General features: G+C 42.4%; 16 protein-coding genes, 1 tRNA gene and 1 rRNA gene. 6 read left to right on the top strand and 12 right to left on the bottom strand.

The genetic code is table 11. The features are described from left to right. Nucleotides 1–10 precede the first annotated feature (10 nt). Genes AN214_RS18225 through AN214_RS18215 form a run of 3 tightly spaced genes read right to left on the bottom strand, consistent with a single transcriptional unit; the run spans nucleotide 11 to nucleotide 3,920 of the window. Nucleotides 11–658 (bottom strand): outer membrane beta-barrel domain-containing protein, encoded by a 648-nt coding sequence (locus AN214_RS18225; RefSeq protein WP_054981016.1) that lies wholly within the window; start codon nucleotides 656–658, stop codon nucleotides 11–13. Then, nucleotides 628–1,359 carry an SH3 domain-containing protein gene (locus AN214_RS18220; RefSeq protein WP_054981015.1) on the bottom strand — a complete coding sequence of 244 codons (732 nt, stop codon included), beginning with the start codon at nucleotides 1,357–1,359 and terminating at the stop codon, nucleotides 628–630. The genes AN214_RS18225 and AN214_RS18220 overlap by 31 nt, the downstream gene beginning before the upstream one ends. Then, nucleotides 1,359–3,920: a PD40 domain-containing protein gene (locus AN214_RS18215; RefSeq protein WP_054981014.1), complete on the bottom strand. Its 2,562-nt coding sequence runs from the start codon at nucleotides 3,918–3,920 to the stop codon at nucleotides 1,359–1,361. The genes AN214_RS18220 and AN214_RS18215 overlap by 1 nt, the downstream gene beginning before the upstream one ends. Before the next feature lie 193 nt (nucleotides 3,921–4,113). On the opposite strand from AN214_RS18215, the gene AN214_RS18210 reads away from it, so the two are divergent. From AN214_RS18210 to AN214_RS18200, 3 genes are read left to right on the top strand one after another with little or no spacing between them, the layout of a single operon-like run. Beyond that, on the top strand, nucleotides 4,114–5,313 hold the full coding sequence (locus tag AN214_RS18210; protein WP_235576776.1) for a hypothetical protein: 1,200 nt from the start codon (nucleotides 4,114–4,116) through the stop codon (nucleotides 5,311–5,313). 1 nt (nucleotide 5,314) lies between these two features. Continuing rightward, a complete protein-coding gene (locus tag AN214_RS18205) occupies nucleotides 5,315–7,741 on the top strand; it encodes a LamG domain-containing protein (protein ID WP_054981012.1) in 2,427 nt (808 codons plus the stop codon). A 10-nt stretch (nucleotides 7,742–7,751) separates the two neighbouring features. Beyond that, complete coding sequence (locus AN214_RS18200) at nucleotides 7,752–9,332, top strand: hypothetical protein (RefSeq protein ID WP_054981011.1); 1,581 nt, start codon at nucleotides 7,752–7,754, stop codon at nucleotides 9,330–9,332. Nucleotides 9,333–9,358: 26 nt separating this feature from the next. Here AN214_RS18200 and AN214_RS18195 read toward each other — a convergent pair whose 3' ends face one another. Beyond that, nucleotides 9,359–10,318: an FAD:protein FMN transferase gene (locus AN214_RS18195; RefSeq protein ID WP_082428624.1), complete on the bottom strand. Its 960-nt coding sequence runs from the start codon at nucleotides 10,316–10,318 to the stop codon at nucleotides 9,359–9,361. Nucleotides 10,319–10,467: 149 nt separating this feature from the next. On the opposite strand from AN214_RS18195, the gene AN214_RS18190 reads away from it, so the two are divergent. Then, a complete protein-coding gene (locus AN214_RS18190) occupies nucleotides 10,468–11,319 on the top strand; it encodes an HDOD domain-containing protein (protein WP_054981009.1) in 852 nt (283 codons plus the stop codon). 5 nt (nucleotides 11,320–11,324) lie between these two features. Here the strand turns inward: AN214_RS18190 and iscX are convergent, their stop codons facing one another. The 5 genes from iscX to pepA all read right to left on the bottom strand — a co-directional run bounded on the left by iscX (nucleotide 11,325) and on the right by pepA (nucleotide 18,761). Continuing rightward, on the bottom strand, nucleotides 11,325–11,525 hold the full coding sequence (iscX, locus tag AN214_RS18185) for a Fe-S cluster assembly protein IscX (RefSeq protein ID WP_054981008.1): 201 nt from the start codon (nucleotides 11,523–11,525) through the stop codon (nucleotides 11,325–11,327). Nucleotides 11,526–11,585: 60 nt separating this feature from the next. Then, complete coding sequence (locus tag AN214_RS18180; protein WP_054981007.1) at nucleotides 11,586–13,745, bottom strand: S46 family peptidase; 2,160 nt, start codon at nucleotides 13,743–13,745, stop codon at nucleotides 11,586–11,588. Between the two features lie 178 nt (nucleotides 13,746–13,923). Then, entirely contained in the window at nucleotides 13,924–16,770 is a 2,847-nt protein-coding gene (locus tag AN214_RS18175; protein ID WP_010559572.1) for a valine--tRNA ligase, read from the bottom strand. 17 nt (nucleotides 16,771–16,787) lie between these two features. Continuing rightward, nucleotides 16,788–17,228: a DNA polymerase III subunit chi gene (locus AN214_RS18170; RefSeq protein WP_054981006.1), complete on the bottom strand. Its 441-nt coding sequence runs from the start codon at nucleotides 17,226–17,228 to the stop codon at nucleotides 16,788–16,790. Between the two features lie 21 nt (nucleotides 17,229–17,249). Further along, on the bottom strand, nucleotides 17,250–18,761 hold the full coding sequence (gene pepA / locus AN214_RS18165; protein WP_054981005.1) for a leucyl aminopeptidase: 1,512 nt from the start codon (nucleotides 18,759–18,761) through the stop codon (nucleotides 17,250–17,252). Nucleotides 18,762–18,916: 155 nt separating this feature from the next. Between pepA and lptF the strand changes: the two genes are divergently transcribed. Then, entirely contained in the window at nucleotides 18,917–20,032 is a 1,116-nt protein-coding gene (gene lptF / locus AN214_RS18160; protein ID WP_054981004.1) for an LPS export ABC transporter permease LptF, read from the top strand. After that, nucleotides 20,029–21,093, top strand: a complete 1,065-nt coding sequence (lptG, locus tag AN214_RS18155) for an LPS export ABC transporter permease LptG (protein ID WP_054981003.1) — start codon at nucleotides 20,029–20,031, stop codon at nucleotides 21,091–21,093. Before lptF ends, lptG begins: the two co-directional genes overlap by 4 nt. A 45-nt stretch (nucleotides 21,094–21,138) precedes the next feature. Here the strand turns inward: lptG and AN214_RS18150 are convergent, their stop codons facing one another. The 3 genes from AN214_RS18150 to rrf all read right to left on the bottom strand — a co-directional run bounded on the left by AN214_RS18150 (nucleotide 21,139) and on the right by rrf (nucleotide 22,378). Further along, nucleotides 21,139–21,636 (bottom strand): RDD family protein, encoded by a 498-nt coding sequence (locus AN214_RS18150; protein WP_054981002.1) that lies wholly within the window; start codon nucleotides 21,634–21,636, stop codon nucleotides 21,139–21,141. 148 nt (nucleotides 21,637–21,784) lie between these two features. After that, nucleotides 21,785–21,869 (bottom strand) — tRNA-Leu (locus AN214_RS18145). Between the two features lie 394 nt (nucleotides 21,870–22,263). Further along, nucleotides 22,264–22,378 (bottom strand): 5S ribosomal RNA (gene rrf, locus AN214_RS18140). Between the last annotated feature and the right edge of the window lie 163 nt (nucleotides 22,379–22,541).

Genomic DNA, 22,541 nt, shown 5'->3' with positions numbered 1-22,541 from the left:
AACTAATACCTTAGAAATAAACGCTTAAGCCAAGCGTAAATGCGAGGTTATGAACAGTTTCAGGATCACCTAAAATGTCGCTTTCAAATACGTAATCGGTCATATCGATTTGCACCGTGACAAAATCGTTCAGCAACATGCGGTAACCCGTACCAACAGATACCGTAAAACGGTCGTCACCACCAAATTCGGTGGTGCCTGCGCCTAACGTAAAATAGTAAGCACTATTAAGCGTGAGGTTTTGTGACACGAAGGTTTCGCCCTTAAGATTATAACCGATACCTAAATCCAGTAACTGATAATCGCGCTCTTCATCTGTCAATAATTTCGCGCCACCGCTAAGCTTTTCGTAGCTTGTTTCTCCGGCAGTTGCTGTGCCGTATTTAAAATAGCTAAAAAAGTCTTCATTGATGTGATACGCCAACTTTGCGCCCATCAGCGAAGTCGATGAAAAGTCAGCAATTGAGATAACGCCACCATAAGCGCCAAATTCAAAATCATCGCTATCTATCTGCGCTTCATCTATATCGGTACGTGCTATTTGCGGGTCAACAACAGGGCTTACTTGTTGCTCATTATTTGCATTACTTGGCGCTGAAAAAGTCAATGCTAAGGTTGCTAACGCAGTTAGAAAAATACCGTGATACCTAATTTCCACAACTCTAAATCCTCTGTAACATCACGCTCGGTAAGTGCGCTAAAACGTTTGTATTCTGCTTTAAAGACAAAACGACTGGTAATATATGTGTTTAAGCCCACAGTGACGCTTAATAAGTCTGACTGTCTGGTTTCATCGCCGCCACCAATAATCGGTGTTTTTGGCGTTGTCCAAACCTGACCTGCACCAATACCTAAATAAGGTGAAAAGCGCCAATGGGGAAATGGGTGATGGAAAACCGATAAATCAACTAGTTGATTTTTTGCCACTGAACCAAGTGCATAACTGTACTCTAATTGACTCGATAAATGACGCGTAAAACGCCAACTCGCATTAACTGACTGACTGTTTACACCTTCCAACTGGCCAAGAGCAATACCAAAGCTAAATGTCTGATTTTCGAATGCATCAAGCGTTGCGTCTGTCACTAAAAAAGGCTTACCGTCTAATGTTAAGGTTTCAACTAGCTCTTGTTGTTTAGCCCAACCTTGTTGCCCATTTTCTAAGGAAATTAAATACCAAGATGTATGGCGCTTAATAACCGTAATGGTTTCGTTTTTTTCTGCGACATAAATGATCGGGTAACCGCGCCCTGCGCCGCTGTGAATATTTAAAAATGGTTCTTTTACTGCTAGCTTTAGCGATTGCGCAGCCGTTTGAAAACTAAACAGTAATGCCAATAGTAAGAGCCACTTCGTCATTACTCTTCCTCACTGTAAAAAGGGCTGTTGGCGTATTGCGCACCGATGTCGAGCCACTGCCAAAGCAGCGACTTTTCCGCCTCTGATAAATAGTTTGCATGGCTGCCTGCTGCGGCGAACAAGGTATTAAAGCGCGTATTTGCAGCGGCACCAGCCACACTCAATGCAGGGCGAATAGTGACTGTAACCTGCTCAATAATCGGGTTACCGTCTTCATCTAAAATTAAATTACCGTCTTCATCGACTAAATAAACTGGATTGCCGTTTTCATCGAGTCTATCGACCAATTTATCAATCAAAATACCGTCAACCAATTCTTGTTCGTTGTCGCTAAAAAACAGTTCACGGTAGGCTATCGCGTGCTGGTTATTCTCGTTTGAGGGTGACAAGCTTAAATCTAACTGTGCTGCGGGTATTTGCGTATCGCCATTTTCATCGCTTGTAATATGGCAATTTAAACAGCGGAAATTTGCCACTTCATCGCCATTTGCATCGAGTTGAGGTCGTGATAATGCAAACAGTGGGGCAATATGCTCGGGAAAATGAATCGATAAGCGGCACAGGTTTGTCCAATTTTGTGCACACGCATCAGTAAGTGGTGATGCCGTTTCAAGGCTTAGCAAGCTACCTGTTAAATCAGCCTCTGCGGCAATACCTTCACGCCAAACATCTGGGAAAATTGGCTCGGGGCTCAGCGTGGGTAAGCCAACAACACGGGCAAAACTTTGCGACATAGTTTCACCAATTTGTGCGTCTATATCACCAAAACTCCCTACCCAGCTGGTAGAAGCTGCGCCTAAATTAACACTGTTTTGCTCTGCAACCTTACCATGTGGCAATTCATTGGTACTTTGGTGGCACCCATTACAAGTGCGCATTTCGCCGGCTTTAAGTTGCAGCCAACTCTCATGACGACCACTAATACGATGCCCATCACGATTTAATAATTCAAGGGAAAACGGCACATCGGCTGGCAGTTTGACGTACACCGAGCCATCCGGGGCAACAGGCGCATAACCCAAAATATCGCGCATTGACTGACCACTACTTCGACCGAACAGCGCGGTAGAAAAGTTATACTCATTTCTATCTGGAATAGACACTGGCTTTATTACACGTACCGCATAAACGCGTTCAGTATTGACGCTCGGATCCGAAATGGTTGTAATATTTGGGTTTGCTGTATCTTCACCTGAAAAGTCGTACACACTGCGAATATGAATGCTGCCCATCTGTTCGTTTTGCAAACTTAAATCCGACGGGTATTCAGTCTCCAGTGGTGCGTTTTTCGATTCAAGCACCACCACTTCTTCAATTAATTTATTTTGTTCAGCTAACACAACGGGTTTTTGTGTTTTAGTGGCTTCATCGTAAATCCACAAGCCAAATAAATCAGGGGCAGCTTGCGTGTTTTCATCGTTTAACAAGGCCTCAGTGCAGGGAATTACATTATCACTATTATTTGGGTCGACAACCTGACACTGACTCCACACAACAAGACTGCGTTGGGATTCATCAAAAATAGGAGTAAACCAGTGGTACTTACCGGTAAGTGCCAGTTCGCCTTCTGGTGGACTTAATGCGAACAATGATGAACTAAACGCGGACTGCTGAGTTTCATTACCATCATGAAAACGCCCATTATCCATATATTGTTCAGTGTCGAGATAGTAAAAGTCGGTACTTGGTAACTCACTGTCACCACCACGTAAACCAATCACTAGTTGTTCATTAGGTGCTTGCTGTAAACTTGCTATCGCCAAGTCATTTGGGTAATCAGAATGGGCACCAAATACGAGCTCTAACTGCTTACCATCTGAATCTATTTGATAAATATGTAAGCCACGATTGCGGCCTCGATGTTCATACCTTACAAACGCAATTTTACCACTTTGTAATACGTGAGGATAAAGGTCGTGACCTTGGCTATACGATATTTGCTTAATATCACTACCGTCTTGTTCCATAACATGCAGTGTGAATGCTTTTTCGCGAAAGTTATCGCTTAGTGCCTGATATTGAGGTTTGCCTTCATCAAGCAGGCGGGCTTTGTTGCCTTGCTGTCGATTAGAGCTAAATAAAATGCGACCATCCGGCAGGAAAACAGGGAATAAGTCATCGCCTTCTTCTGCGATCAATTCATCGCTAATTAGTTTTGTCGCCTTGTCGCTTACAACGTCATAAAGCCAAATATTCCACTTCGGCTGCATATCATCTGAGGCATCTTCAAGCGCTGGCGCACGTAAACTAAACACTAATTTATTGCCATCGGCTGATGCCGACACGTGTTTAATATCAATGGGCTGTTCGAACAATGTGCTAGAAATATTGACTAACGGCGCATCAACACCCGCAAGTTTTTTTAAATAAAGCGCAGCTCCGGGGTTAAAAAGTGTTGGGTCAGCCAACGAAAAACTAACAGCTTCACTGCTATCACGAATAACAAATGCGAGGGGAACTTCTTCGGCGATTGGATCTTGTACTTGTGGTTGCTGCTCAACAACGTCACTGCCGCATCCTGTTAGCAATAACAGTACAAATAATTTTAGCAGCTTACTCACTTCCCTATCCCTATTAAAACAAAACCCTAAAGCGCCACCAAACAAACCATTATTTAGTATTATCTTAGAATGAAAATTTAGCAATATAATATTATTGCACGCAAAGATATTTTTACAATAACTTTTCTTTACCGTTTATGCATTAACAATGTTAACATGCGTACCTCTATCAAGGTCAACTAGCAAAATGGATATGCAACTACCACACAATACAACATCTCCCCATTTATTTAGTAAAACGCTAGTACTGATCTTAGCGATGAGCGCAAGTTTGGCATTTGCTGGGGTTGAAGAGCAAGCTAATCGCATACATACCCGTTTAACCGGCGTATCACCGAGCGCTACTGTGCTTGAAAGTATGGTCAGTTTGCTTGAAGCCGGTAAAGGCGATGATGCCGCCAAGCTCGCTATGGAGAATGATGCTTTTTACCGCGTGACTTTAAAAGATTGGGTGACACCGTGGACCAATCGCGACTTTGATGTACACCAGCCACTCAACGACTACACCGCCACCATTATGGGTGTGGTAAGGGATGACTTAGACTTTCGCTCTATCTTATTTGACGACATTATTTATACAGCTGCCGCAAGTGCTAATGTGCCGAATTATTCAATCAGTAATAATGATCATTACGCTGCACTTGAGCAAAGCGCACTTAATTTAAAAGACACGCTTATGCGGCAAACTCAATCAAGCGTGACTAATTTACCCATTGAAGCGACGAGCGGCGTAATTACGTCGCGTGCTGCCAGTAAAGCATTTTTTATTGCTGGCACAAACAGGGCGATGTTTCGCTATACCTTTATCAATCATATGTGTACCGACCTAGACGCACTTAAAGATACCAGCATTGCAACTAACCGCATTCGCCAAGATGTCAGCCGCAGTCCTGGTGGCGATAGCCGCATTTTTATGAACTCTTGCAGCGGTTGCCATTCAGGTATGGATCCAATGGCGCAAGCCTATGCTTATTATAATTTCGAGTACGATCGCGATAACGATCTTACTGGCGAGAATGGTCAATTGAGTTACCAGGCCAATACTGTGCAAGGCAAATACCATATCAATAGCGAAACATTTAAGTTTGGCTTTATTACTGAATCCGATAAATGGGACAACTATTGGCGACAAGGGTTAAACCGCCGTTTAGGTTGGGATGAACAACTTTCAGGAAGCGGTAATGGCGCTAAAAGCTTAAGCAAAGAAATCGCCTACAGCGAGCAATTTGCCAGTTGCCAAGTGAGCAAAGTGTTTGAAAAAGTGTGTTTACGCAAAGTACAAAATCAACAAGATGCAACCACACTCACAACAATTACCGATACGTTTAAAAGCTCAGGCTACAAACTAAAAACCGTGTTTGCTGCAACTGCCAACTATTGCAAAGGAGATTAATATGCGCATTTTTTTATCGCTTTTGCTAATGGCGTTACTGAGTGGTTGTGGCTCAGATTCTGAAGTAAAAGAGCAACCAAAACCTCCGATTGATGATTCGGGAGAGTTTGTTTATTCAGGGCCTGCAGCGGAAACCGCAGATATACAAAAATTTAAGATAACTGTTTGGGATAACCTTGTTGGCAATGATAAATGTGGTGCTTGCCATAATGAACAAGGTCAATCCCCGCAATTTGCAAGACGCGACGATATAAACCTTGCCTATGGGGCAATAAATGGTTTTATCAATTTAACCTCGCCTAAAGATTCGTTGTTAGTAACAAAAGTGGCGGGCGGCCATAATTGTTGGCAACAAAGCGATAGCGTATGTGCCGATATCCTTACTACGTGGATAAGCGAATGGGCGCAAACAGATAACACTGCGACCACCATCGACTTTGACGACCCAATTCTAAAAGTCCCTGGCAGCAGTAAAAGTTTTCCTGCATCAAGTGCATTATTTGCCACGTATGTTCACCCGATTTTGCAGCAAAACTGTGCAAGCTGTCACAGTAGCAGTGCGGCATTTCCTGTAGCGCCCTACTTTGCTGAACCAAATGTTGATGCTGCTTATCAAGTTGCACAAGCAAAAATAGATTTAAACCAACCTGAATTATCACGTTTTGTACTGCGTTTAGGCAGCGAATTTCATAACTGCTGGTCCGATTGCGAAAGCGATGCAGCCCTTATGCAAAACGCTATTACGCAAATGGCCGAAGCAATTCCAACCAACCAAGTTGATGATGCATTAGTGCTCAGCAAAGCATTAAAACTCACCGAAGGCATTGTTGCTAACAATGGTAACCGTTTTGAGCAACACATTATTGCAAAGTGGGAATTTAAATCAGGTCAAGGTTTTACTGCCTACGACACCAGTGGCGTTGAACCTGCCGCAAATTTAACCTTTAATGGTGATGTCTCTTGGGTTGGCGGTTGGGGCATTAAACTCAATGGAGGCCGCGCGCAAGCATCTACTAGCGCGAGCGCGAAACTACACAAAATGCTTACAGCCACAGGTGAATTTAGCCTTGAAGCATGGCTTGTACCTGACAACGTGACACAAGAAGGCCCTGCACGGATTATTAGTTATTCAGGGGGTGACGATCGTCGTAACTTTACGCTTGGTCAAACACTTTACAATTACGACTTTTTATTACGTGATAACACCACCAGCAGTAATGGCGAGCCAATGTTATCAACGCCTAATAATGATGAAGTACTGCAAGCTACATTACAACATGTGGTACTGACCTTTGATCCAGTCAATGGCAAACGCATTTACGTAAATGGCAACTTGATATCGCAACAAGAAGATAATCAAGGCGTACTGTCTAATTGGGATGCAAGCTTTGCCCTTGTCGTTGGCAGTGAAACCAGCAGTAATTTTAAATGGCGTGGTCAAGTGCGCATGATGGCCCTTCACAATCGCGCGATTACGCCTGAACAAATTGCTCAAAACTACGATGTGGGTGTTGGTGAAAAGTTCTTTTTATTATTCTCTGTAAGCGATTTAATAGACTTACCGCGCAGTTATATTATTGCAGAAGTGAGTCAATTCGATAGTTATAGCTACTTGTTTAAAGAACCACTTTTCTTGTCACTTGATAGCAATGTATCACCACAAGCCATTGCACTTGAAGGCATACGCATTGGCATTAACGGCAAAGAAAGCCCATTAGGACAAAGCTTTGCAAACCTTAAAACAACCCTAGGTGGTAATTATTCAAGCCAAACTGGGCAGCCGCTTTCACGCTTGGGCAGTTTAATTCCCCTGGAACAAGGTCCCAATACCGATGAGTTCTTTTTGTCGTTTGATGTACTGGGAGAACACCAATTTGTCAGAGTGCCAGGTGAATTACCGCCTTTCCCTATTGAATTTCCAGCTGAGCTCAGCAGTGATATCGGTATAAAAGCATTTTCTGAAATTAACTTTTCAATGGCGCAAATGACGGGGGTAAGTACAAAACTTCCTGAAATAGCCCAAACCTATGAACAGTTAAAACAACAGTTGCCTACTGTAAATACACTTGATGGTTTTGTTGCAGCTAACCAAATGGCGATTTCACAATTAGCAATTAAGTACTGTAGCGCGTTTATCGACGATCAGGCTCTGCGTGCAAACGCATTTGCAGATTTCGACTTTAATACAACACCCGATATGGCATTTACGCCTGAGCGCACTTTGCAATTTAGCTCCGGATTATCGCATTATTTGCTTGGCCAAGAACTCGCATCCGCGCCGCAATACGACAGCATGCAACAAGAATTAAACACACTTATTCAGCGCTTAAACCGCTGCCCTCAAGACTGTGATGCTGCGCGTACTTTAATTATCGCTAAAGCTAGCTGCTCAGCAATCGTTGGCAGCGCAGCAACAATAATTAAGTAATGGAAATGTTATGAAAAAACAAAATCATATTCTCAACCCAGATACGCCATTACTGCACCAAGATCACAGTAAACCAATCAGTCGTCGCGATTTTATCGCACAAGGGTTTGCCGCAGGATTAGGCACATTTTTTAGTGGCTCATTATTTAGTTTGTTCTCAAGCCCACTGCAAGCGCAAAGTACACTTTCCAGTGATTTAGAAGCGCTGAAGCAAAGTTGTGGTATTGCCACCGCTGGCGCTGGAAAAATCCCGTTTATTTGCTTTGACTTGGCCGGGGGCGCAAATATCGCTGGCTCAAATGTGCTGGTTGGCGGACCCAACGGGCAAATGGATTTTTTATCGACCGAAGGTTACAGCAAACTCGGTTTACCTGGCGATATGATCCCACCAATCGCCAATACACAAACTGGGTTAAGCGATTTTGTTAATAGTGAACTGGGACTGGCATTTCACTCAGACAGTCAATTTTTACAAGGCATACTTGAAAAAGTATCTGTGACTAATCGCGCCAATATTAATGGAGCGGTAATTCCAGCACGCTCTGAAAATGACACCGGCACTAACCCGCATAACCCAATGTTTGGTATTAACCGTGTTGGCGCAGATGGTTCACTGCTTAGTTTAGTCGGTTCTCGTAACTCCGACTCCGGTGCGAACTCTATGTCGCCTGATAGTTTATTTGATGCCGCCAAACGCCCTACCAAAATAGACAGGCCCAGTGATGTTACAGGCCTTGTCGATACCGGTGATTTGGTTGGTTTACTTGACCAAAGTGATGCCGTTGCGGTGATGGAGTCTATTCAACGCATTAGTGATATGAAGCTAAACAGCGTAAGCACTCAAATAAGCCGCGATGATGTACTGAAAGACTTGGTACGCTGCGGTTACGTTAAAACCGCAGATATTACCGACCGTTTTGGTAACCCTGACAATTTAAATCCGATGACAGATCCTCTGATCACCGGTGACAATGCCATTTTTACTGCCGAAGAACTTAACCAAGATGGCGAGTTTAGAAAAACAGCCTCGATTATGAAGTTAGTACTTAACGGTTACGCCGGAGCAGGTACTATCACCATGGGTGGATTTGATTACCACACTGGTGATAGAGCGACAGGTGAAATTCGTGATTTACGTGCAGGACGTTGTATGGGCGCATGTTTAGAATATGCCGCAAGACTTGGCGTGCCACTAATGATGTATGTTTACAGTGATGGCTCTGTTGCCAGTAGCGGTATGATAGACGATTCGGAATTTGGCCGCGGTAAAGGTGTTTGGACAGGCGACAACTCATCAACCTCAGCGTCGTTCTTCTTGGTCTATAACCCGCAAGGCACGCCACAATTATTAGGTGCAACACCAGAGCAACAAGCTAAGCGCCAGCAAATTGGTTATATGCGCCGTGATGCGTCGGTAGAAACCGCATCGGGGCCTGCTGCCAACAATGTTAACTTACTGGTTGAAACCGTTATTCTCAATTACATGGCACTGCATGGTGAGCAAGGCAATTTTGCTAATTTATTCCCGATGCATGGTTTAGGTAACGCCAGATTAATGGACAGCTTAATTGCGTTTGAGCCGATTGCGTAATCGCAAATGCACTCGGCAACGCCTCTCTAATGGGCTAACAAACCACTTGAAAAGTGCAGTTTGCGGTCTTTATCAATAATTAACGCTTCAAAATTTGGCATTGAATTTATCAATGCCAAACCATCCTTCACTCCAAGTACAAAAACGCTGGTCGACAGCGCATCTGTCATCACACCTTTCTGACCGATAATTGATACACTTTGTACTTTAGCAGCTGAATGGCCGGTTTTTGGGTCAATAATATGATGGTGGCGCACGCCATCTTGAATGAAGTAACGTTCGTAATCGCCCGAGGTAGAAATGGCCTCATTCTCCATTGGTAATTGAATCGCGTGTTTGCCTTTTTTACGTGGATCTTGAATGGCGAGTAACCAAGGCCTACCTCCGTGTTTGCCAAGTGCTTTGGTATCTCCACCAGCACTCACCAACGCCGAATCGATACCCTGACTCTGTAAAATAGAAATGGCATTATCAACAGCGTAGCCTTTTGCAATGCCGCCTAAATCAATTTTCATGCCCTGCTGCCTAAAATGCACTGTTTGATTTTTGTCGTTTAGCTCAACTTGACGATAATCGATTAAGGCTTGGTTGGTGTCTCGCACCTGATTACTAGGTGAAATACGCTCGCGATAATTATATAAAAAGCCGACGCTGGCAAAGGTAATATCGAATGCACCCTTGGTTTGTGCTGAAATTAGTTGGGCTTGTTTGATTAATAGATATAACTCATTACTGATTTTAACTGGTTGGATTGCCGCATTTTTATTCACACTGTAAAGCTCACTACTATTTATGTAGGGGCTCATTAGCTGATTAATTCGTTCCATTTCGTCAAAAACGGCCTTAATGGCGGCTTCACCATGGCTTTTATCATGATGCCAAAGTGTTATTTTGACTGATGTGCCCATAATTGCTTTTTCATCGGATAGCCATTCACCGTAACAAAAAATCGGGAAAATCAGTAATATGAGCAGTAACTTTCGCAAAACCAAGCCTAAAATTTATAATTGAACAAATTAGCGTTCTATTATGCTTAAATATTTGATAATGATAAACGTAATTCCTTTGATTTAGCTCTAACATGAGAAATAAAGACCAAGTATAATGGCGCCACTCGTTGATTAAGGTGCTTATAATGATCGAAATTGATAGTAAGGTTCTTACTGATCTAGAGTCTGGCTTTACGATTCCCCCAAAACCTGAATTACTGCAATCACTGCAAACTGAATTAAATAGTGATTCGCCAGAACTTAACAATATTGCCAATATTGTGGCGGGTGATGTAGCCATTGCTGCTATGGTATTAAAGGTTATTAATTCCCCTTATTACGGCCTTGCCAGAACAATAACCGACATTAAACAAGCGGTTATGTTTTTAGGTTTGGAAGGCATAACTAATTTAGTGACAGGTTTTTTACTTGAAAAAGCGTTTGATCAAGACAAATGCTGCATTCGACTAGAGCGCTTTTGGGATACCGCAAGCGAAATCGCAGCTATCTCAACCTTGATCGGTAAAAAGCTTAAAGCAAAAGTGCCAACTGAAAATTTGCATATGGTGGGGTTATTTCACGATGCAGGCATTCCTGCGATGACGATGAACTACGCTAATTATGTTGATGTACTGGAAGAGTCTAACCGCAATTACCATCTATCTCTTGTTGCGCGTGAAGAAGCGGCGTACCGTACAAACCATGCCGTAATAGGTTACTTTTTGGCTACCAGTTGGAACCTTCCAAAGGATATTTGCCAACTTATATTACGTCATCATGACGATGCGTATTTAGACACACCTACTTTTAGCCAAGACCAACTCACCTACGCAACGCTGAAAATGGCTGAAGACATAGTTCACCTAAATCGTCGCTTTGTGCATTCACCTGATTGGCCTGATATGCAAGAGAAAGTATTAACAGTGCTCGACCTTGATGAAGAAGATTACCAAGACATAAAAGAAGATGCGGAAGAGCTTTTTCATAGCTTAGCCTAAATTATTCAGTCATACTCCTCAATCCAAGCCATTTGAATTGCTTCTAATATTCGTTCTCCACAATGGCTTGGATCGTCATCGAAATCTTCTAACGCAAGCACCCAATCACGTAAGTCGGTAAACCTAATTTCACGTGGGTCAACGTTGGTGTGTTCATCAAGTAGCGCCAGCGCAATGTGCTGTGAGTCAATCCATTTTAATTGCATTGTGTTTACCTCATAAAAAAGGAGGCATACGCCTCCTTTTTAATTTAGTAGAAAGATTATTTAACGCACAATCCTCATTTCATCTAGTAAATTCTGCGCGTTATCAACCTTGTCCATAACCCAAAGCATATAACGTGAATCTACGTGGATTGAACGATTTAAGTTTGCATCGTAATCCCAGTCACCGATGATACTTTCGTAAACACCGTCAAACAGTAAACCAACAAGTTCTGCGTTGCCGTTAAGCGTTGGTGAACCTGAGTTACCACCTGTTGTATCAACATTTGATAAGAAGTTAACTGGCACTGTGTTCATACCACCTGTGTAATCACCGTATGCCTTTTGCTTAATTAAGTCGTTTTGCTTTTTCGGTGAGTTAAATGGTTCAACATCGGTATTTTTCGCAAGCAGACCTTCAAGTGAAGTAAACGGCGTTGCAACTAGTCCGTCTTGTGGTGAGTAACCACCCACTGTACCGTAAGTTACGCGTAATGTGCTATTTGCATCTGCGTATACAGGCTTATCAAGTGATTTGTTGTACGCAATAATCGCTTCCATTAATGCTGGGCGAGCCGCCTGCATTTTACCTACAAGCTCTTTATCTTGATCTTCAATTGACTTCATTACACTGAAAATCGCTTTTGCGTATTTCACGAATGGGTCGTTACTTTGATCAAGCTGGGCAAGATCTAAATCCAGCATCCATACACGCGCTTTTTCATCAGCCAATTTAGAATTTGCATACATGTCATCTAACATGGCTGAATGCTTCGCTTTATTAAAGCCATTTTCAAGTGCCAAAGCGTTATCTACCTCAGCAATACGCTCATTTGCTGGTAGTGCAGCATATAGCTCTAAGAAGTGAAGTAGAATGGCTTTATCAACTGGCTCGGCGTAACGACGGCTCATGCTCTTAAGACGTGCTTCAATACGCGGTAAGTCACGCTCTTGATAACCACTTTCGCGCTCTGCGTCTGGCTTTTGCTTTTCAACAGCTAAACGATACAACATACGCGCTGTTGAAATCATTTGTGAGCGGTGAACATAACCTAACATACGATCGCGTTGGTTGTGCTTTTGTGACTCTGCAACAAGCGCTTCTAAATCAGCTAATACGTTGCCGTATTTTGCTTTGCGGTCGCTATCACTATTGATCCATGCTTGTAAATCTTGTTCAAATTGTTGCTTGCGCGTATACATAGAACCTTTTTTGAAGCTCTCGATCATTGAGCCATAGTTCTTGATGTAGTTGTTGTAGCCTGCAATTGTGCTTTCGTATGCGATACGTTCTTGCGAACCTTCAGGTGCATTTTCTTCGATTAGCTCAACGTATTTAGAGTTATGCTTGCGCGCAAGTGGGTATGCGGTGTTAAAAACATAATCCACTTCAGGTGATACGCGGTAACGGTTAGTACGGCCTGGGTAGCCAGTTACCATTACAAAGTCACCTTCTTGCACGCCTTTAGCGCTCACGCTTAAAAATGAGTTAGATTCAAACGGTACGTTATCTTTTGAAAATTCTGCTGGTTTGCCATCTTTACCAACGTATGCACGATAGAATGCAAAGTCACCTGTGTGGCGCGGCCACATCCAGTTATCGATATCGCCACCGTATTTACCTACACCCATTGCTGGTGTGTAAGCTAAACGTACGTCTTTAATTTCAAGCGATTTAATTAAGTAATACTCTAATCCACCGTGGAACGTATAAACATTACAGCGGTAACCTTTGTCTTCTTCACATTCAGCAACAAGTGCTTTACGGTTTGCATCAATCGCTTCGTAGCGCGCTTTACCGGTAAGTGTTTCAGTGCCTTTTTTTACGTTAGCCGTTACGTCAGTCACTTCTTCAGTAACATATACACGTGAACCTGGCGCTGCTGGTAAGTCTTCAGATGGTTTTTTCGCTAAAAAGCCATTTTCTAAAATATTGTTATCAGTAGTTGAATTGTACTGAATAGAACCATAAGCACAGTGGTGGTTAGTAACAACTAGACCTTTTGGCGATACAAATGATGCAGTACAACCGCCTAGGCTGATTACGGCATTCATTGGGAATTCGGTAAGCTTTGAGATTGACTTAGCGTCAATTGCTAAGCCTTTTGCTTTAAGAATATCTTCTAATTCAGGTAATTGATGTGGTTGCCACATACCTTCGTCGGCAAATGCTGAGCCTGCAAAACTAAATGCAAGTGCAGCTGCGATCGCTTTAATGCGCATTGTGCGTTTCCTTTTTTATCAGTATTTTTTGTAATAATGTTACATTATCACTATGTCTTAAAGTCACTTCGCGAGTCAATATTTTGCGATGCAATCGTCGTGAATTTTGTAACGGTAAGTAAATGATTACGTACAAATAAAAAGCCGCGATAAACGCGGCTTTTATTAAGTTTAAAGATTAAAGGCTTTCGATTTTAGCCTTTTGCTCTAATAACTTGGCTTTCGCTTCACTGTACTCAGCAAGTTTTTCTTTCTCTTTAGCAAGTACTGCTTCCGGGGCATTATTAACAAACTTTTCGTTTGCTAACTTGCGTTCTACTTGCTCTAGACCTTTTTGTGCTTTTTCAAGCTGCTTGCTAATACGTGCAAGTTCAGCTTCAACGTCGATTAGACCAGCCATAGGAATAAGTACTTCTAAGCCACCGACTAATGCCGTAGCAGATGCTGGGGCTTCGTCAGTCTCAGCTAATACAGTTGTAGATTCTAATTTAGCCAGTGATGCTAGGAACTTAGCATTTTCTTCTAGGCGACGCTTATCTTCATCACTTGCGTTTTTAAGCAGTACATCTAGTGGTTTATTAGGGCTAATGTCCATTTCACCACGGATGTTACGAATCGCAACGATAAACTGCTTAACCCACTCAAGATCCGCCATCGCTGATTCATCTACCTGCGATTCATCAAACTGAGGGAATGCCTGTAGCATAATGGTATCGGCGTTAATGTTTGCAAGAGGTGCAACACGTTGCCAGATTGTTTCAGTGATATAAGGCGTTAATGGGTGCATTAAGCGCAGTAAGCCTTCAAGTACCGTTACTAGCGTATTACGTGTACCGCGCTGCTCTGCTTCATTGCCTTTAAACAATACCGGCTTAGTCAGTTCAAGATACCAGTCACAGAATTGGTTCCAAGTGAACTCGTAAATGGTGCTTGCTGCTAAGTCAAAACGGTAATTATCTAAATGATCGGTGAATGTTTTAACCGTGTTTTGGAATTGACCTAAGATCCAACGATCTGCAAGTGACTGCGTCATCTCGCCGCCATTAAAACCACAGTCTTTTTCTTCTGTGTGCATTAATACGTAACGGCTCGCGTTCCAAAGCTTATTACAGAAGTTACGGTAACCTTCTAGACGGTTCATATCCCAGTTGATATCACGTCCTGTTGATGCCATTGCAGCAAGCGTAAAGCGCAGTGCATCAGTACCGTGTGCTTCAATGCCTTTTTCAAACGTTTTACGCGTATTTTTCTCAATTTTTGCCGCCAGTTGTGGCTGCATCATGTTACCGGTACGCTTCTCTACTAAGCTTTCAAGGTCAATACCATCAATCATATCGATTGGGTCAAGTACGTTACCTTTTGACTTAGACATTTTATCGCCGTTTTCATCACGAATAAGGCCGGTTACGTAAACTGTTTTGAATGGTACCTGTGGCTTGCCGTCTTCATCTTTAATGAAGTGCATGGTCATCATGATCATACGTGCAACCCAGAAGAAGATAATATCAAAACCCGTTACCAGTACATCTGATGGGTGGAATACTTTTAAATCTTCAGTTTGTGCAGGCCAACCTTGCGTAGAGAAAGTCCAAAGTGCTGATGAGAACCAAGTATCAAGTACGTCTTCATCTTGTGTAAGTGCAACATCAGCGGCGATGTTATTTTCGCTACGTACTTCTTCTTCGCTGCGACCTACATACACATTACCTTCAGCATCGTACCATGCAGGAATTCGGTGACCCCACCACAGCTGACGTGAAATACACCAATCTTGAATGTCATTCATCCACGCGTTGTACATGTTTTCGTATTGCGCTGGTACAAACTTAATGTCGCCGTTAGCAACTGCTTGCTTTGCTGGCTCGGCCAGTGGTGCAACACGCACATACCATTGATCTGTGAGAAGTGGCTCAATAACCACTCCTGAACGGTCGCCGTAAGGTACTGTTAGGCTGTGATCTTCAATTTTCTCTAGTAAACCAAGCTCTTCAAATTCAGCAACAATCGCTTTACGCGCATCAAAACGATCAAGACCATGGAAACGCTCTGGAATTGGTGCGTCGATTTCTTGCGGCTTGCCATCAAATGTGTAACCTTCACCTGCAGTCAATACCGCAGCGTCTTTGTTAAATACATTGATCATAGGTAGTTGCTGGCGTTTGCCCACTTCGTTATCGTTAAAGTCGTGAGCAGGGGTAATTTTTACGCAGCCTGTGCCTTTTTCCATATCGGCATGTTCATCGGCAACGATAGGAATGCGACGATTTACAATTGGCAGAATAACTTCTTTACCAATCAAGTCTTGGTAGCGCTCGTCATTTGGGTTAACAGCAACACCCGTGTCACCTAACATGGTTTCAGGACGCGTTGTCGCAACTACGATGTAATCTTTACCATCTTGCGTTGTTAGGCCATCAGCCAGTGGATAACGCAGGTTCCACATATGACCTTGCTTGTCTTTGTTTTCAACTTCTAAATCTGAAATTGCCGTGTGTAATTTTGGATCCCAGTTTACAAGACGCTTACCACGGTAAATTAAATCTTCTTTATGAAGACGAACAAATACTTCTTTAACCGCTTCTGAAAGACCTTCGTCCATCGTAAAGCGTTCACGATCCCAATCTACAGACGCGCCTAGACGACGTAACTGCTTGGTAATAGTACCGCCAGATTCATTTTTCCACTGCCAAATGCGGTCAATAAAGTTATCACGGCCAAGCTCATGGCGTGTTTTACCTTCTTCAGCTGCAAGCTTACGCTCTACAACCATTTGCGTAGCGATACCTGCGTGGTCAGTACCAACCTGCCAAAGGGTGTTATTGCCCTGCATACGCTTAAAACGTGTCAGCGTATCCATAATGGTATCTTGGAAGGCATGGCCCATGTGCAAGCTACCTGTGACATTTGGCGGTGGGATCATAATTGAATACGCGTCACCTTTACCTGACGGTTTAAAGTAGCCTTTCTCTTCCCAGCCTTGATATAACGACTGTTCAATATCTTGTGGATTATAGGTTTTATCCATTGCACAGAACCTTAATACTAAATCTCTATCTCTTGTGTCGACAAATGCGCCCCTAATTGACGCATTACTTTGTAGCGATCACGCGCTACACCTTTTAATTGTTCATCAGCAGGTACAAAGTCATATACCTCTGAAAAGCGACGAATAAAATCAGGCACTGTATTAGCCAAATTTATTATCACTTTGCGATTCGCCACCGGCGCTGACTCGCCAATTTCAACAGGTGATCCTGCTTGTGGTCCCTCGCCTTGCAGATTGTGTGGCACAAAGCTATCTACTTCGAATTGCCACAGGTGCTCATCTATTACATGAGCATCTTCTTGATTATCTACAAGAATAAATACTTTTTTTCCCTGTCGGTAACAATCTGCAGCTAGCCTTGCCGCTAGATCAAAATGAGCCGGAATGGAATTTACCGGCTCATTTAGTTGTTTTAGAACGTAAAATACTGCGTTCATTAAACTGCCTCTAGAATCACTTTAGGCATCTTGCTCCATATTAACATCAGCACGATTTAATAGATACTGAGTTAACATTGCAACTGGGCGACCTGTTGCACCTTTGTTTTTGCCACTACGCCATGCAGTACCAGCAACATCAAGGTGAGCCCAATTGTACTTTTTAGTGAAGCGCGATAGGAAACATGCCGCAGTAATTGTACCGGCAGCACGTCCACCTAAGTTAGTGAAATCGGCAAACGGGCTTTCTAGCTGTTCTTGATACTCATCCCAAAGCGGTAATTGCCAAGCTCGGTCACCACTTAGCTCTGACGCTTTTAATAAGTCATGGGCTAGTGGATTGTGGTTAGCAAGTAAACCTGATGTTTGGTGACCAAGTGCAATTATACATGCACCTGTTAACGTCGCTACGTCAATTACGGTATCAGGGTCAAATGCTTCAACATAGGTTAATGCATCGCATAATACCAAGCGACCTTCAGCATCGGTATTTAATACTTCAACTGTTTGACCAGACATTGTGGTTAGTACATCACCCGGACGATATGCATTACTGCTTGGCATGTTTTCACAGCCCGCTAGCACTGCTATCACATTAATTGGTAATTGCATTTCTACAATCGCACGCATCGTACCAAGTACGCCTGCAGCACCGCCCATATCGTATTTCATTTCATCCATGGCTTCGCCTGGCTTAATTGAAATACCGCCTGAGTCAAAAGTTAGACCTTTACCTACTAACACGATTGGCGCTTTGTCTTCTGGTGCACCTGTGTAGTGAATTACCGACATAATCGATTCATTCGCGCTACCACGGCCTACTGCTAGGTATGAGTGCATACCTAACTCTTCCATTTCTTTTTCGCCAACAAGGTTAACTTTTACGTTGTCGTAATTTGCTTCAAGTTCCTTTGCTTGATCGCCAAGATACGCTGGATTACAGATATTTGGTGGCATGTTGGCAACGTCTTTACACAGTTTTTGACCATGTGAAATCGCTAGGCCGTGTTCAATTGCTGTTTCACCAATGGTTAATTCGCGGCGCGTCGGTACGTTGAAAACAATTTTACGAAGCGGTCTGCGCGCTTCGCTTTTTTTGCTCTTTAACTGATCGAAAACATAAAGGCTGTCTTGTGTTGTTTCTACCGCTTGACGTACTTTCCAGTAGGTATCGCGACCTTTTACATGTAGTTCTGTTAAGAAACATACTGCTTCCATTGAGCCCGTATCGTTTAACGTACTAATGGTTTTCGAAATAATTTGCTTATATTGCTTATCATCAAGCTCACGTTCTTTACCACAACCAACTAATAACACGCGCTCACTTAACACGTTTGGTACATGGTGTAATAGCAACATTTGCCCAGGCTTACCTTCTAAATCGCCGCGGCGTAGCAAATTAGAAATATAACCATCGCTAATACGATCGAGTTGCTCGCCAATTGGTGATAAACGACGAGGTTCATAAACACCCACAACAATACATGCACTGCGTTGTTTTTCTGGGCTGCCACTTTTAACGCTAAATTCCATAGCGACTCCTGAGTGATTTTGACTATAAATTAAACCAAAACAAACTTAATTTTTAAATTTAAGTCCTAATGGCATATATTTAAGTTGTAAAAATACAAAGTTTACTTAAAATTTCAGACTATTCCAGTAAAAAGACAAGTTTTGTAGAGGTCGCGGTGTTAATCTTTCGCTATTTATCGACAGAAGTATTCAAATCACAGCTCGCTGTATTCCTCACCTTGATGACTATTTTCGTCAGCCAGAAATTTGTCTCGATTTTAGCTGACGCTGCAGAGGGCTCTATTCCCGGCCAATTGGTATTACAAATGGTGCTGTTAAAGCTACCACAATTGGCATCTTTAATTTTGCCGTTAAGTATTTTTCTTGGCATTATTTTGGCCTACAGTCGCATTTATGCCGACAGCGAAATGACGGTATTAAAGGCATGTGGTGTGAGTGAATGGTACGTAGTTCGCCTAACATTAGTGTCATCTACTGTGATGGCAGTACTGGCAGGCTTTTTAACGCTGACCCTTGCACCTTGGGCAAACGAACATGAATATCAGCTAAAAGAAAAAATTGAAGCTGATGCAGGCCTCGCTGCGCTTCGCTCCGGGCGCTTTCAACAAACCGATAACGAAAAAGCCGTCGTGTTTATTCACGATATTAAACAAAATGGTACTGAACTAGACCGTGTTTTTTATGCGCAAATAGATAGCGATAAAAATGGTCCTACATCGGAAGTGGTTTACGCCGAAAAAGGCAAAGTACAAGAAGACAGAAATACCGGCGAGCAAAAACTAGTGCTCAGTGATGGTAAGCGTTATGAAAACCCTGCTGGCAGTAAGCAACTTCAGCTAACAGAATTCACTAACTACGAAGTGCAAATTCAAGATCAAGCAATCGAGCAAAAACGTCGTAAATTAGAAGCCTTGCCATCCATGCAATTATTAGAGCAAGGTACAACCGAGGCGATAGCGCAGTTTCAATGGCGATTAGCGGTGCCATTATCAATCCCACTCTTAACCCTAATTGCTGTGCCGCTATCGGTAGTTAATCCAAGACAAGGAAAGTTCGCTAAGTTAGTGCCTGCGATTTCCCTTTATTTGGGTTACTTTGTGCTGTTGAATGCAGGTACGTTTTTAGTACAAGAAGGTAAAGTGCCAACGTCTATTGGCCTTTGGTGGATTCACCTAAGCGCTCTGTTTATAGGTGCATTTTTAATTCTTCGCGATAGGCCTTTAGGCTCCACCATTCGTGCTTGGTTTAGTAAGAAGGAGGCCGTAGCATGAGAATTTTAGATGGCTATTTAGGTCGTAGTTTATTGCAAACCACTGGCTTTACCCTACTCGTATTAGTAGGCATTGGTACACTGATTAAGTTTATAGAGCAACTAAGATCGGTTGGCCGCGGTACATACGATATCGTAGACGCTGTTTTATACACCTTGTACAGCATGCCCTACGACATCGTTGTATTCTTTCCCATGGCTGCATTAATTGGTGGCCTGCTTGGGCTTGGTGCGCTTGCTTCAAACAGCGAGCTTGTTGTTATGCAAGCAGCTGGTTTATCACGTTTTCAAATTATTCGTTCAGTGATGAAAACTGCACTGATCTTAGCAATTGTTATGATGGCAATCGCTGAATGGGTTGTGCCTGAAGCACAAAAAACGGCTAAGCAGCTTCGTACAATGGAGATATCCGGCGGGAGCATTTTTAATGCACAAAAAGGCGTTTGGGCTAAAGATGGCAATACTTTCATCAATATCAATAATGTTGATGAGTCGGGTCGCTTAGATGGTTTAACCATGTACCAATTTAATGAGCGATTGGAACTGCAAACAATCAAACGTGCAGAAAAAGCGATTCCAGAACAAAACGGTTGGCAGCTTTTTAAAGTGCAACATTTAGCAATTGATGCAAATAGTACAGATACGTCTACATCAGAAAACTATTTCTATGAGTCAAAACTTACCCCAGAAAAGCTTGGTGTTGTATCTGTTAAACCCGAAACATTATCTTTCACAGGCTTGTATTCTTACCTGTCATACCTAAAAGAGAATGACCAAGATACCAGCACCTATGACCTAGCGTTTTGGCGTAAGGTAATGCAACCGCTTACTATCGCTGTGATGTTATTAGTAGCACTGTCATTTATATTTGGCCCACTAAGAAGTGTAACAATGGGCGCGCGAATTATTATGGGCGTGGTGACAGGTATTATATTTCATTTAACAGACCGTATTTTTGGCCCGTTTGTATTAGTGTATGAATTACATCCGTCAATTGGCGCAATAATGCCTAGTTTGATCTTTATCGCAATTGCGACTTTCTTACTAAAAAGGCGCCAATAATAGCGCCTTTTATTTTCTGAACTATGTCACAGAGCTCGTGAAATATTAATCGAGCTCGCGATACACTTTTTTATTTTCTTCTTTCGACAACGTAATCACTTCCGTCTTAGCAAGATAGTCTTGTAATGAACGTTTGTTCTTATAATCAATCAGCACGATCAGATTTCCTAGCCCTAATAACGCCGTAATCGCTCTGATAAGCGCTTGTGGCTTACTAATAGGTGTACCGTCTAAGTTTCTCACTTTTAATCGCCATGCACGCATACCGATTGTCTGGCCGCCCTTAGTCCAAAAGTAAACATAAAAGAAGCAAGCCACACACACTAAATAAAACTGATTAATAAAGTTCCATGGTTGGGTTGTTACAAAGTGAGAGATGTCTGCATCTTCACTTTTACTTATTAACCCCAATGAAAGAAGCAGCTCAAGAGCGCCAAGGAAGATAATCTGCGCCAACATGATAATCGCGATTGTCGCTAACGCATCGTATACCCATGATGCTAGACGACGCATAAAACCAGTTCGTTGTTCGATATTTGACATAAAAGTAGTAAAACCTTAAATCTATGGGATGCGTTATTCTAACCTAGAGTTAAGATCACACGCTAATTAAAGTTAAAACAAGCTAATTTCAGGCACAAAAAAACCGACTTACGTCGGCTAATTTTATTTAATGCTAAATAGCATTAAATGGTACCAGTGGGCGGACTCGAACCGCCACGCATTGCTGCGGGGGATTTTGAATCCCCTATGTCTACCAATTCCATCACACTGGCACAGATTACAATACAAAGGCTACGCTTTATAAAGTAATTGCATTATACAAACTAATAGTACCACAGCAAGTAGTTTTTTATGTTTACGACTCAACTGGTTAGGAAATAAACTCAAATCCTAATTAACACGCTTGCAGTGTGCACTTATTATTTAAGAAACAAGCTATCTAACAATAACAAATCGAAGCGCTTAGGCTATAAATAAGGTTATTGAAGCAGCGATATATAAATTGTTAGTCAAAGATTTTAAATTCTAGATTAGAGAGCTGTCGTTTCGCAGTTACTATACTTGCTAGCAATGGTAGTTTTATGGATGAATTATAGCGTTGCGAATTCATTAAACACCAAACGCAAAAAAGCCTCAACATTATGTTGAGGCTTTTTTTAATTGGGAGCTTGGCGATGTTCTACTTTCACATGGGCGAACCCACACTATCATCGACGCTGTTTCGTTTCACTTCTGAGTTCGGCATGGATTCAGGTGGTTCCAAAACGCTATGTTCACCAAGCAAATTCGGTAATTTGCTTTTTATTATTTATTTTAGGCTTTAAAAAACCCGTTGCATTTAAGCAACGGGTTTATTTAATTAGGAGCTTGGCGATGTTCTACTTTCACATGGGCGAACCCACACTATCATCGACGCTGTTTCGTTTCACTTCTGAGTTCGGCAT

This window comes from Pseudoalteromonas sp. P1-9, from assembly GCF_001399975.1.
Lineage (GTDB): Bacteria > Pseudomonadota > Gammaproteobacteria > Enterobacterales > Alteromonadaceae > Pseudoalteromonas.
Note: the sequence above shows the minus strand (reverse complement) of the source record. Positions and strands in the feature narration are given on the sequence as shown.

What these genes read in the sequence shown, in the direction of transcription:
- AN214_RS18210 (WP_235576776.1), top strand. Translation starts at nt 4,114, where the DNA reads ATGCAACTACCACACAATACAACATCTCCCCATTTATTTAGTAAAACG.
- AN214_RS18170 (WP_054981006.1), bottom strand. Translation starts at nt 17,228, where the DNA reads ATGAACGCAGTATTTTACGTTCTAAAACAACTAAATGAGCCGGTAAAT.
- AN214_RS18175 (WP_010559572.1), bottom strand. Translation starts at nt 16,770, where the DNA reads ATGGATAAAACCTATAATCCACAAGATATTGAACAGTCGTTATATCAA.
- AN214_RS18190 (WP_054981009.1), top strand. Translation starts at nt 10,468, where the DNA reads ATGATCGAAATTGATAGTAAGGTTCTTACTGATCTAGAGTCTGGCTTT.
- AN214_RS18180 (WP_054981007.1), bottom strand. Translation starts at nt 13,745, where the DNA reads ATGCGCATTAAAGCGATCGCAGCTGCACTTGCATTTAGTTTTGCAGGC.
- lptG (WP_054981003.1), top strand. Translation starts at nt 20,029, where the DNA reads ATGAGAATTTTAGATGGCTATTTAGGTCGTAGTTTATTGCAAACCACT.
- AN214_RS18205 (WP_054981012.1), top strand. Translation starts at nt 5,315, where the DNA reads ATGCGCATTTTTTTATCGCTTTTGCTAATGGCGTTACTGAGTGGTTGT.
- iscX (WP_054981008.1), bottom strand. Translation starts at nt 11,525, where the DNA reads ATGCAATTAAAATGGATTGACTCACAGCACATTGCGCTGGCGCTACTT.
- AN214_RS18150 (WP_054981002.1), bottom strand. Translation starts at nt 21,636, where the DNA reads ATGTCAAATATCGAACAACGAACTGGTTTTATGCGTCGTCTAGCATCA.
- AN214_RS18200 (WP_054981011.1), top strand. Translation starts at nt 7,752, where the DNA reads ATGAAAAAACAAAATCATATTCTCAACCCAGATACGCCATTACTGCAC.
- AN214_RS18220 (WP_054981015.1), bottom strand. Translation starts at nt 1,359, where the DNA reads ATGACGAAGTGGCTCTTACTATTGGCATTACTGTTTAGTTTTCAAACG.
- pepA (WP_054981005.1), bottom strand. Translation starts at nt 18,761, where the DNA reads ATGGAATTTAGCGTTAAAAGTGGCAGCCCAGAAAAACAACGCAGTGCA.